This is a genomic window from Arenibacter sp. ARW7G5Y1, from assembly GCF_003201775.1.
In the GTDB taxonomy this organism is placed as follows: Bacteria; Bacteroidota; Bacteroidia; order Flavobacteriales; family Flavobacteriaceae; genus Arenibacter.
Genome location: NZ_QJJZ01000012.1, coordinates 105,054 through 118,182, shown reverse-complemented (window position 1 = coordinate 118,182; position 13,129 = coordinate 105,054). Strand labels below are relative to the sequence as shown.

Here is a 13,129-nt window from a genome sequence, read left to right as displayed (position 1 = left end):
TATTTTGACCTCCCTTCCTTTCCAACATTATTTGAAGTCTGTAGAGAATTTCCATTTAGTTTTATATCCCTTGGAAACAGGGAGATCTAAAAGTAGATTTCGCAACATTTCTATGGGCATTTTGTTTTCGTGCATTACCCGGTCATGGAATTCCTTTTCGGTCCACCCCTTAGCCAGTATTTCGTTCCTAAGGGCGTAAAACTGAAGTCCCCCCATCATATAGGCCAATTGGTATAGGGGTGGATAGGTGGAAGTAAATGATCTGCGTACCTCGGCCTCGGCATTGGCATATTCATGCCCTACCTCGTTGACCAGCATGTCTATACATTGTTGGGGCGTCATTTCCTCCATATGAAATTTTAAGGAAAAAATGATACGGGCACATCGATGTATCCTCCAAAATAGTGTTCCCATTTTTTGTTCCGGGGTCTGGGGGAACTCCTTGTTCCATAGTATAATTTCCCAATATAATGCCCATCCCTCGGACCAAAATGGCGTACCAAAGGCACCTCTATAATTCTTATATCTAGAATTCATGAAGAATTGCAGGTTATGGCCCGGTAGAAGTTCATGTTGTACGGTGGAAAAGGAGAAATTGGGATTGTTGCCGCGCATACTCATCAACTTTTCTTCTTGTGGCATTCCTTGGGTAGGATAGGAAATAATAATATCCCTGCCCCCTAAAAAAAAGGGACTGATCTTTTGTCGCTCTGGGGACATCATTTTCATTCCCCAATTTTCCTTGGCCATTTCAGGAAGGGTAATAAGGTCGCGCTCCTCTATAAACGCGATGGACTTATCATAAAGTTCCATAATGGCTTCCGGTTGTTTTCCAGCTGGCACATAGGTGTTTTTAACATGCTCCAAAGCGGCTTTCCAATCCTTGCCATAGCCCAATTCCTCGGAAGCTTTGATCATTTCGGCCTTGCACCAGTCAAATTGTCTTTGGGCCGTTTTAAGAAGGTCGTCCGGGGTATAGGGGATAAACTCTAATTTGAGGTTCTCTATTAGGGCTTCTTTGCCAATTGGTTGCCCAATAATACCACTGCCATCGTCCTTTATACTATTGTTGGAATAGTTTTGCCTTAAAAATTCCTCATAGGTGTCCAGCTTTTCCTCTAGGCTAGCGTAGGGCACCTTCATCCACCAGGTAAATTCCGGGTCATATTCATTATAAAAGAAATAAGCCTCCTTTAATCCCTCACGGAGCGATGCAATACTCTTCGCAGCTTTTTCGGCCTGTTTCCAATCTATAAAGGGACTTTCTTTTAATGCAGTTATTTTTTTGTCTATATTCTTTTCCGCCTGGTTAAAAACATCCGCCAGTTTATTCGATTCCGGTTGTTTGCCCCGTCTTCTTTCCTTTATAAAAGTATAGAGGTCGTCAGCGAAATGGGTTACATGGGCTATTTCCTTAAACGCATTGTAATCCAATGAAAGTAAGTAGCTTTCCTTGGCTATCAAGTTTTTTAAAAGGACATAATCTATTTTTCCCTGTTGGGAAAGTGCCTTGAAATCAACCTCTTCAATTTTTTTGTCCCAATCTTTGTAAAAGGCAGTGAACCTTGTATAAAACTCCTGGGACTCCTCCATGCCATAGGTTCTTTTTAAAGTATAGGTGTCTGCCCTGAAAGTATTGATTAAATCGATAAGTTCGCTAGCGCTGGCCGAGGCAGCTCCACAAAACAGAAACACTAATAAAATCCACTTTTTTTTCATTTCTTATGGGTTAAATTGAGGGCCACGGCCCGGTTGAAACTCTTTTTCTTCTTTAAAATAAAATCACTTACCAAGTTTTGGTTACTATGCCAATGGATATGTTTATGTTATCCATTTATTTTTTTATGCATTTGATAATTATTTAAACTCTGTTGAAAATTTCCAGTTGGTTTTATAATTTTCGTATACTGGAATTTCCAATAGCAGGTTTCGAAGTAATTCTACAGGTATCCTACCTTCCTGCATTACCCTATCGTGGAATTCTTTTTCGGTCCATCCCTTGGCCAATATTTCATTCCTTAATGCATAAAATTGCAGTCCGCCCATCATATAGGCCAATTGGTACAACGGTGGGTATCTGGTAGTGAACGATCTTCTTACCTCGGCCTCCGCATTTGCATATTCATGTCCTACCTCATTGACCAATAAATCTATACATTCTTGAGGCGTTAATTCTCCCAAGTGGTATTTAAGGGAGAATATGATACGCGCACATCGATGTATTCTCCAAAAAAGGGAGCCTATTTTTTGCTCGGGGGTTTGCGGAAACCCTTTGTTCCAAAGTATAATTTCCCAGTACAAAGCCCAACCCTCTACCCAAAATGGGGTGCTAAAGGCATTGCGGTAGTTCTTCTGCCGGGTGGTCATGAAAAACTGTAGATTATGCCCGGGCAATAGCTCATGCTGTACGGTGGGAAAGGAAAAATTGGGGTTGTTGCCCCTCATACTCATTAACTTGTCATCATGGGACATGCCTTCGGTGGGATAGGAAATACTAATCTCCGTACCTCCGGTAAAAAAGGGATTTACTTTTTGCCGCTCTGGGGTCATCATAATCATGCCCCAGTTTTCCTTGGCCATTTCCGGTAAGGTTATGAGGTTTCTGTCTTCAATAAATTTTATGGATTTATTGTATAATTCCATTATGGCCTCAGGTTGTTTCCCAGGGGGTACATAGGTGTTTTTTACATGTTCCAAAGCAGCTTTCCAATCCTTGCCATATCCCAACTCTTCGGAAGCTTTTATCATTTCGGCCTTACACCATTCGAATTGTTTTTCGGCTGTTTTTATCAGTTGCTCTGGCGTATAGGGAATGAATTCCAGTTTAAGGTTTTCTATCAAGGCATCCTTGCCTATTGGTTGTCCAATGATACCGCTACCGTCATCTTTTACACTGTTTTCCGAGTAATTTTGGCGTAAAAATTCCTCATAACTGATTAATTTTTCTTCGAGCTTGGCATAGGGCATTTTCATCCACCAAGTAAATTCAGGGTCATAGTCATAGTAAAAGCTATACGCTTCTTTTAGTCCTTTTCGTAGTGATGCAATACTCTTGGCAGCCTTTTCTGCCTGCATCCAGCCTTTAAAAGGAATTTTCTTTAAAGTGGACATCTTATTGTCTATCGTTTTTCCAGCCAAGGTAAAAACATCTGCCAGTTCATTGGATATGGGCCGTTTTCCCCTCCTTCTCTCCTTTATAAATTTATAAAGGCCGTCTGCAAAATCCGTTACATGGGCTATTTCCTTAAACGCATTGTAATCCAAAGAAAACAAGTAACTATCCTTCTTTATTAGGTTTTTTATAAGTACGTAATCAATTTTACCCTGTGGGGAAAGGGCTTGGAAGTCGATACCTTCAACTTTCCCTTTCCAGTCTTTGTAGAAGGTGGTAAACCGTGAATAATATTCTTGGGACTCCTCCATGCTGTAGGTCCTTTGCAAAGCTCTGGTATCTGCCTTGTAAGTATTTACCAAATCGATAAGTTCACTGGCCCTGGTTTGGGATATTCCGCCAAATAGCATTATTAGAAAGATAACCTTGATTTTCATTTTAATTAGTTGTTTAGTTAATATTAAGGCCAATCGCGAGCCTTTTGGAAATTATGTGTTTATTATTTAGTATCGAACGACCTAACCGATAGGAATGTTGAAAAGGCAACATTTCCCTGTTCCTTGGTAACTTTTTATAGGCAATTATAGCTAATAATTGTAAATCTCAATTGTCCTTGATGGTAAAATTGACATTTAGCGCCCATAGATCAATTATACTCTTAAAACTTCCCAGTAATCCTGCTGCCTAAAAATACCACCTTCCCATCTTCCCCGATATTTCCAATTTCCCTTTTATAAAGAAGACAATGTTATATTACATTGGTTGGCACTATAAAAATTGATAAACAAGTAGGGAAATAATCTAATTGGAATTTCCTTTTGAATCCTGTCTAAAAGAATCGTTGTGCAAGGTTTTTAAGTTTACAGCAACCAGAATTACAGTACTATGTAGACAAAATTAACTCCGATGGCTTAAAAGTTGTTAGTGGATTTTCATGAATATTGGTACTATTTTACGCTATGTTAAGCAGTTTTGTGTAGAGGAACCATTGAATTTAGTAGTTTTAAAAATAGGAATTTTTTTGGGTATTCTAAATACTGTAGGATTGAATGGTATTTTGTACAATACCATAAACGTGGGTTTGGAGTTAGCCCCCGTTATTACCGGTTAGGTTATTATAGATTGGTTAAGGCCTGATTTTCCGTGGGTAAAATGAACCAAGGGTTATGGTTTGGTAAGGGTTGTCTGCCGTGGCTCGGTCATAACCATAGTTGGAATATATGGACCGGTTGGTATGGTTTAGGGAAAACGAAGGGAAGTGTTATCCAGCTATCTCCCACTTAATAATAATAGGTTGCTGACAACAAATTAACCTTCCGGATTGGAGGACATTGCAAAATATTGAAAAGTGTATAGGAGCCAAACTGCTACTGTATTGGAATCGTTCCAATAAAGAAAGGCAATTGGCTCTATCCATATCCAACAAAAGTGTATTGTGGATATAGCGGCAAAAGTGTTAATTAATTTTTTTTATGGCAGGATCCAAAAAAAGTGAACAAAGATTTTCAACCCGTTGGGGGTTCTTATTAAGTGCCTTGGGAATAGCTATCGGAACGGGCAACATCTGGCGCTTTCCCAGAATAGTGGCCCAGAATGGAAGTGATGAAGGAGGAGGGGCCTTTATCTTGGTCTGGGTGTTATTTCTTTTTCTATGGAGTGTTCCGTTGATTATTGGGGAATACGCCGTAGGCATAAATAGTAGGAAGGGGGTAATTGGATCGGTAATGGTTACCGCGGGCAAGAAATTTGCTTGGATAGGATCTTTTATGACCTTTGTGGCGACGGCCATAACTTTTTTTTATTCGGTAATTGTGGGTTGGTGCGTATTTTATTTTATTCACACCCTCTTTAATGAATTACCAACTTCTACTGAAATTGCCCTTTCCACTTGGGAAAACTATCAAACAGGGGGGTGGCCATTGGTCTCCCATGCCGTGGTAATGTTTTTGGGCGGTCTCGCTATTTGGAAAGGGGTTAAGGGCATTGAAAAAATCAATAAATTGCTGATACCTATATTGTTGGTAATTATCTTGGTAGCCCTCATCCGGGCCCTTACCCTTGAGGGTTCTATGAAAGGCATCAGCTACCTGTTCACTATTGATTGGAAACAGTTAAGTGACCCCAATATTTGGGTGGCAGCACTGACCCAAAATGCTTGGGATACAGGTGCTGGTTGGGGAATGTTCATTACTTATGGTGCTTATATGCAAATGCGTTTCGGAATTGTGAAAAATGCCTTGATTACCGGATTAGGGAATAATGTTATTTCATTGGTATCCGGGATAATGATTTTTGGGACTTGTTTTGCCATTATGGGTTCCCAAATGGGCAGTTCGGACGGTGAAATTTTGGAGGTTATGAAAAATAGTGGTCCAGCATCAACGGGTCTAACATTTATTTGGATACCCCAACTTTTTGAGAAAATTCTTTTTGGAAAACCGCTGACCATTCTATTTTTTTTAGGTCTGTCCTTGGCGGGTTTTTCATCCCTTATTTCCCAGTTGGAACTTACGGTACGTACCTTTATAGATGGAGGGATGAAGAGGTCTACCGCCATATTGTTACTGGTTGCCATTAGTTATCTTTTTGGAATTCCTTCGGCCATGAACCTAAATGTACTCACCAATCAAGATTTTGTCTGGGGGTTGGCATTGCTTTTATCCGGCGGGCTTTTTGCTTTTGTGCTCCTCAGGTTCAAAGCCTCAAGGATTAGAAGTGAAATATTGGATAGGAATCCCTTGGATATCAAGCCAGGGAGACCATGGGACTTTGTTGTTACTTATTTTATACCTGCTGCTTCAATTTTACTTCTTTCCTGGTGGTTGATCAGTGATGGGATGAACGAGAATTGGTATGATCCATTTGGTCAGTCGAGCCTGGCAACTTCACTCTTTCAGTGGGGAATTGTAATAACCGTCCTGGTCGTCATGAATAAATGGATAGCCCGAAAGACGGATGAAAATTCATAACCTTGAGAAAATACCAACGGATGAAAAGACACTTTTACCTCGCTATCAGTTTGCTGCTTTCTTTTGCACCAATAATAGGAAATAGTCAACAACCTGCTTCACCTTTGGAAGCATCGTATGTGCAGCATAGGAAACTTCGGGAAAACAAAACCTTGGGATTGCAATGGGAGCGTCTTGGACCTGTACTTAATTCTGCAAGAGTGGAATCCGTACAGTTAGACCCCACCCATCCAGGAACCATGTATGTGGCATTTGGATCAGGCAACCTTTGGAAGACCACCGATAATGGACTTACTTGGCGGACACTTTTTGATGATCAACCGGTTTTGGGAATAGGGGATATAGCGCTTGCACCTTCCAATCCTGATATTCTCTATGTGGGAACGGGGGAGAGCTTAAAGAAAGCTAGGAATTTTACGATGCCCGGGAACGGTGTTTATAAGTCTGTAGATGGTGGGAATACTTGGAAACATTGCGGTCTGGACGACTCATGGCATATAGGGGAGATAGCTGTGCATCCTACAAATCCCGATATTGTAGTGGTGGCCGTATTGGGACATTTCTGGTCGACTAACGAGAATAGGGGTATTTATAGAACCATGGATGGTGGCGATACTTGGGAGCATGTACTATACGTAGATGGGAAAACGGGAGCAAATGATATAGTTATTTCCTCCTCGGACCCCAATGTAATGTATGCTTCCATGTGGGAGAATAATCCAGGTATTTCAGGCAAAAAGAGCGCCATATATGTGAGTACGAATGGAGGTGGGACCTGGGATAAATCTTCCAATGGCTTTCCGCAAGGACCTCATGTTGGGAGAATAGGGGTTGCGGTATCCTACACCAACCCCTTAAAGGCATATGCTTTGGTGGATAACAAGGGGCAAAAAGAAACGGCTGAAATATATAAAACCTTGGATGGGGGAAAAAATTGGGTGCGGACCCACACGGAAGATTTAATGATCAATTCTGTAGTGGGCTGGTATTTTCAGGATATCTATGTAAACCCAAAGAACGATGAAGAGATTTTTGGTCTTGGTGTGCGAATGGCCCATAGTAGTAATGGAGGCCAGGATTTTAGTTTAATTGGAGGCGATGTGTACCACCTATTTCCAAGTGATGCGGATCGGCTTCATCTGGATCAGTGCGAGCTTTGGATCAACCCAGAATTTCCGGATCACATGGTGGTTGGTAATGATGGTGGTCTCTATGTTACTTACAACAAAGGGAAATCATGGATGCACCACAACAATATTCCTGCAGGGGAATTTTACGATATTGCTGTGGACAACCAAAATCCGTATTTGATCTATGGCGGCACACAGGACGATGCCACGGTATATGGCCCCGCAGCGGAGTGGGATCCAAAATATGCGGATCAGTGGAAATACCTTTGGGTGGATGCCTGGAGTGGAGGCGATGGCTGCATTACCCAAGTAGATCCAGAAGACCCCAATACGGTATATTTCAGTTCGCAGAACGGGGCTGCTAGAAGAAAGGATATGCAGAAGGACCGATCCATATCCATTAAACCCAAATTGCCCAAAGAACATAATGGGACCTTACAATATAATTTTGTGACTCCGTATGTCATTTCCCATTTTGATTCCAAAACACTCTATCATGCAGGAAATTATGTCTTTAAGACTACAAACAGAGGTGATGATTGGCAGCTTGTTAGTAGCGATCTGAGTAAATCTTCCAATCCTGCAAAAGCGTCTTTTTCTGCTGGAGCTTTTGCCGAGTCCCCAATAAAACCGGGAAATTTGTACGTAGGTACGGATAAAGGTGCTTTTTGGGCTACCAATAATGATGGCGCTACATGGAAGGAATTTTCAAAAGGTCTGCCCAATGGGTATATACGAAGTATTGTTCCTTCAAAATACGATGACTCCAGAATCTATATTACTTTGGCAGGGATAAATTATGACGACCATTCCAATCATATTTATGTAACAGAAAACGGAGGTAAAGTGTGGCGTAAATTGCAGGCAAATCTACCGGACGAAACAGCATACGTTATCTATGAAGACCCCCAATTTGAAAATGTAATTTACGCCGGGCTCTTACGTGGGGTGTATATTTCCTCGGATAGGGGCGCCTCTTGGTCCTTATTGGGAGAAAATATGCCGATTGTTGCCATTGCAGATTTGGAGATCGAAGAAAACACAAGGGATCTGGTGGTGGCAACCCATGGCAGGGGTATTTATAAAACAAACCTGAAGCCACTGCATGAGGCATTGGAGTTGGGGCTCCCCTTGAAAAAGAACTATCTATTCGCCACTCCTTCCGTAAAAAGGCCATGGGTAAACGATACCCATAAGGATATTGACTACAATTCCATCAATAAGGTGCCCATTACATTTTGGACAACAAAAAGCCAGGACGCAATCATTAAAATTTACAACCAAGGGGGAGAATTGGTCTGGGAACATACCTTGGACGCAAAGCAGGGCATGAACCAATTTAGGTGGAACCTTATCACCAAGAGCCAAAGTAGCCCTTTGCCATATTTTATCCATTATGATAAATTCATGGAGAAAGGGACTTACAAAATAGTGTTGGAAATTAATGGAGAGAATTTGATAGGAACCTTAAATGTAGAGGAAGGAATAAAACCGCGGAATTAATCAACGGGATTAATTGACAAATATTAAATAAACAAAACCCTATATGATATGTTCGGATTAAATAGAATAAAAAATACCCTAAAGGTAGTCTTGGTTAGTTTGATGATATCAATGACAGCCAGTGCCCAAACCCAATCAACACCAGAATTTAGGGAAAAAGCCTGGCAAGATCACGTTCAGCTAAAAATGAAATCTCCATACACCAATTTGGAATGGAAAACCGTTGGTCCTGAATTTATGGGAGGTAGAATAGAAACGATTGCGGGCCACCCGGATAGGCCCAATACCCTCTATGTGGGCGCTGGGTCTGGAAACCTTTGGAAAACAGAAAATAACGGAACAACCTGGAAACCCATTTTTGATGACTATTCCACAGCGGCAATGGGTTGTATTGCCATAGCTCCTTCGAACCCTGATATTCTGTGGTTGGGGACAGGGGAAGTTTTAATGGCTCGGAGTTCTTTTGCCGGAACAGGTGCATTTAAATCATTGGACGCGGGAAAAACATGGGAACATATGGGTCTTTTGGGTACCAACCACATTGCGCGTATTGTAATAGATCCAGAGGACCCCAATATAGTTTACGCCGCGGCAATAGGGCGGAATTATGGTCCCAATGAGGAACGGGGAGTATATAAAACCGTGGATGGGGGTGCTACATGGGAGAAGGTACTATATATATCAGAAAATGTAGGCGTGGCCGAAATAGTAATGGATCCTTCAGATAATAAGACCCTCTTGGCAGTGGCCTGGGAAAGGGATAGGAAGCCATGGAACAACAAAGTTTCGGGTGCGGGAAGTGGAATTTATAAAACAATTGATGGTGGTAAAAATTGGAAAAAGATTACGGCCGGACTACCTGTTGGCGAGAAGGTAGGACGCTTCGGGCTTTCTTTTTCCACCTCAAATCCTGATATTGTTTATGCCGTACTGGATAACCGCAACCCCAAGCCGGACGATGCCAGTGACACTCGGAAAAATAATCATAGGCCCCAACTAATTCGCGGGGAACTATATAAAAGCCATGATAAGGGGGAAACTTGGATAAAAACGCATGAGGGTAGCATTCCAACGGGTATTGGCGATGATTTCTGTCTCATTCGCGTGGCGCCCGACAATGAAAACGATGTCTATATTTTAGGGCAAAAATTAATGCGCACCGTGGATGGTGGCAAAACCTTTCTGCCTACGGGTGAAACTATTGTCCATTTACTTTCCCATGAAATCAGGGGCATGCATTTGGATATGCACGACATGTGGATCGACCCGATCAATCCTGATAAAATAGTGTTGGGTAATGATGGGGGAGTATATATATCCTATGATAGGGGCGATAGCTGGCTGCACCATAACAATTTTCCAATTGGAGAGTTTTATGCCGTTACCGTAGATAATGCGGTCCCCTATAATATTTACGGGGGCACCCAGGACAATGCTGCCCTTATAGGTCCAGGAACGCATAATGTTGGGGATAGACTTACCAAATTTGGAGTGGAAGATCCATGGAAACATGTGTATTTAGATAGATGGGGCGGGGGAGATAGTTATTTTACGGAAGTGGACCGTTTGGATCCAAATATTATATATTATGAACATCAGTTTGGTGAATTAAAGAAAAAGAATATGACTACTGGGGAGACCTTGAGTATAAAACCTAAGGAATCTTCCGGCGAACCTCCCTTAAGAAGAAATTGGATGACCCCATTTGCAATTTCACACCATAATGCACGTACTATGTACTACGCGGCCCAGAAATTATTTCGATCAAAGGATAATGGGAACAGCTGGGAGACCATGAGTCCTGACCTAACCACAGATCCGGGTCCTGAAAAACAGGGCAATGTTCCCTATGGAACTATTACATCCATTTCAGAATCGGTATTGGATGCAGGGCTTATTTATGCCGGTACCGATGATGGCAATGTTCAGGTGACCAGGGATGGGGGTAAGAGTTGGAAACTGGTGAACAAAGGTTTGCCCAAAAAGTGGGTTTCGCGTGTACGGGCCTCACAACATAGCGAGCAAACCGTTTATGTAACCTTAACGGGGTACAGGGAGGATGATTTTGATAAATATATATACAAGTCTACCAATTATGGCAAGAATTGGCGATCAATTTCAGGTAATTTACCTGCCGAACCCATCAATGTGGTAACTGAAGACCCAAGAAACCCCAATATCCTATATGTAGGTACGGATCTGGGGGCATATGTAACTACAGATGGAGGGGAAAATTGGCATATATTGGCAACAGGATTGCCTACAGTGGCAGTCCATGACCTGGTTGTACAGGAAAGGGAATTGGACTTGGTGGCAGGTACTCATGGGCGCAGTATATTTGTTTTGGATATTGAGGAAATCAAAGGTTTAATTAAAGATTGATAAGGACTATATGAAGGCTTATGGTATAGGAGGTTCAAGTATGGAAGAGGAATTGGCTGCTATGACGCCAAGGGCCCAAATGGCTTTGCCCATACAGATAGAAGAATACAATGCCCGTATATTGAAGGCATGTCAATTAATGGAGCAAAACTGCGTTAAGGTCATGTACTTGCATGCGGGGACCAATTTATTGTATTTTACGGGGATGCGATGGAATTCCAGTGAACGCATGGTTGGGGCCTTGTTGTTTGCAGATGGATCTTTGGAATATATTGCCCCTGAATTTGAAAAAGGGACCCTATTGGATTTTATGATCGTTGATGGTCATATTAATTGTTGGCAGGAACATGAAAACCCTTATAAATTATTTTCATCTGTAATAGCAGAAAAAGGTATCGATGAAGGTCAGGTCTTTTTGGACGAGTCAACTCCTTTTTTTATATCAAATGGGATACAGAAGGCCAATTCAAACCTTGGTTTAATTGATGCAAAACCAATTACAGCCGGTTGTCGGATGATAAAATCCCAAGCGGAATTAGATCTTATACAACAGGCCATGGATATCACTATGGAGGTACAAAGGGCAACTGCTAGGATTTTAAGAATAGGAATTAGTGCCAACGAGGTAACCAATTTTATTAATGAAGCGCATATTCGATACGGTATTCCCTCGGGATCCTATTTCTGCATTGTATTATTTGGAAAGGATTCTTCCTTTCCCCATGGTGTTAAAGCTCCCAAAAATTTAGAGGCGGGGGAAGTGGTTCTGATCGATACGGGTTGCATGTTGCACGATTATATTTCCGATATAACACGGACTTATGTGTTTGGGGAACCAACTAGTTTACAAGGCCGTATTTGGAACATAGAAAAGGAGGCCCAACAAGCGGCTTTTAAAGCGGCGAAGTTAGGGGCCTCATGTGCCTCCGTGGATATGGCGGCCAGAGCGGTCATAGAGGCACATGGTCTGGGGCCGGATTACGGACTTCCGGGGCTTCCCCATAGAACAGGTCATGGCATTGGATTGGATATACATGAATGGCCGTACATCGTAAAAAATGATAACACTCCCTTAAAACCAGGAATGTGCTTTAGTATTGAGCCTATGATTTGTGTTCCTGACAATTTTGGTATTCGCCACGAGGACCATATTTATATGACCGAAGAAGGGCCAAAATGGTTTACGGAACCCATTCATTCCATTTCCGATCCTTTTAAGGTCCTAAAGCAATAAGCACGGGTTTTGTATACCCAAAGTGTATCTTTGATCTTGTGGGAATATTCATAAAATGCCCATTATTTTAGATACATTGAATTGAAATCAACTATTTAAATGTTTTAAAACTATAATTAAATGAAAAATAAAAAGGAAGTCAGGGCATTTTTAAAAGTAATGTTTATAGGCTTGTTCTTCAGCTGTAATGTCATTGCCCAGAACAGAATAACCGAATTGAATACCTATTGGAATGTGGTAAAGGAAAAAGTGGAAGCCGGGGATGTTTTGGGATATGGGACAACATTCCATGAAGATGGGATTTTGGTTTCGGATAGGGGAGAGGTGTGTTATCCTTTAAAGGAGGCATTGCATAAATGGAAGGAGGGACTGGAAAAAACCAAAAAAGGCCTAACCAAGGTGAAATTGGATTTTCGATTTTCAGAACGGACAGGCGACAGTACCACTGCTTTTGAAAGAGGTATATTTAGGCATGAATTATTGGACGAGAATGGCGAACGTGTGGTAAGGTTTATCCATTTCGATGCACTTTTGACCAAAAAGAAAGGAAAATGGCAGTTAATGCTCGAGCACCAAAAATTACCCGCAACTAAGGAAGAATGGCTGGGCATGGGGAAAATGTGACCTTAATCCCAATAATTGGCCCACAATCAAGTTCAGATTCTTTCACCACTCATGTACGTTATAATCCGTGATTCTTTTTAATACTTATATTATAAGTTAGTTGCAATAGGGGTAATATCCACTGTTTGGGTCGTTAGGCGGGTGATTTGTATTAAACTAGCAAACATCTGGTATT

At 41.6% G+C, this 13,129-nt stretch carries 7 protein-coding genes; 5 read left to right on the top strand and 2 right to left on the bottom strand.

Translation table 11 applies throughout. From position 1 onward, the window contains the following. Positions 1-27 precede the first annotated feature (27 nt). Positions 28-1,719, bottom strand: a complete 1,692-nt coding sequence (locus C7972_RS16625) for a DUF885 family protein (RefSeq protein WP_110357301.1) — start codon at positions 1,717-1,719, stop codon at positions 28-30. Positions 1,720-1,857: 138 nt separating this feature from the next. After that, positions 1,858-3,549 carry a DUF885 family protein gene (locus C7972_RS16620; RefSeq protein ID WP_110357300.1) on the bottom strand — a complete coding sequence of 564 codons (1,692 nt, stop codon included), beginning with the start codon at positions 3,547-3,549 and terminating at the stop codon, positions 1,858-1,860. 1,035 nt (positions 3,550-4,584) lie between these two features. Between C7972_RS16620 and C7972_RS16615 the strand changes: the two genes are divergently transcribed. From C7972_RS16615 to C7972_RS16595, 5 genes are all read left to right on the top strand, one after another. After that, positions 4,585-6,081 (top strand): sodium-dependent transporter, encoded by a 1,497-nt coding sequence (locus C7972_RS16615; RefSeq protein WP_110357299.1) that lies wholly within the window; start codon positions 4,585-4,587, stop codon positions 6,079-6,081. Positions 6,082-6,101: 20 nt separating this feature from the next. Continuing rightward, positions 6,102-8,714, top strand: coding sequence for a hypothetical protein (locus C7972_RS16610; protein ID WP_110357298.1), 2,613 nt, complete (start codon positions 6,102-6,104; stop codon positions 8,712-8,714). 48 nt (positions 8,715-8,762) lie between these two features. Then, the gene (locus tag C7972_RS16605; RefSeq protein WP_110357297.1) at positions 8,763-11,096 is read left to right on the top strand and encodes a hypothetical protein; all 2,334 of its coding nucleotides are present in this window, start codon (positions 8,763-8,765) and stop codon (positions 11,094-11,096) included. 10 nt (positions 11,097-11,106) lie between these two features. Beyond that, positions 11,107-12,330: a Xaa-Pro peptidase family protein gene (locus C7972_RS16600; RefSeq protein WP_110357296.1), complete on the top strand. Its 1,224-nt coding sequence runs from the start codon at positions 11,107-11,109 to the stop codon at positions 12,328-12,330. A 120-nt stretch (positions 12,331-12,450) separates the two neighbouring features. Continuing rightward, positions 12,451-12,954 carry a hypothetical protein gene (locus C7972_RS16595; RefSeq protein WP_110357295.1) on the top strand — a complete coding sequence of 168 codons (504 nt, stop codon included), beginning with the start codon at positions 12,451-12,453 and terminating at the stop codon, positions 12,952-12,954. Positions 12,955-13,129: the final 175 nt, after the last annotated feature.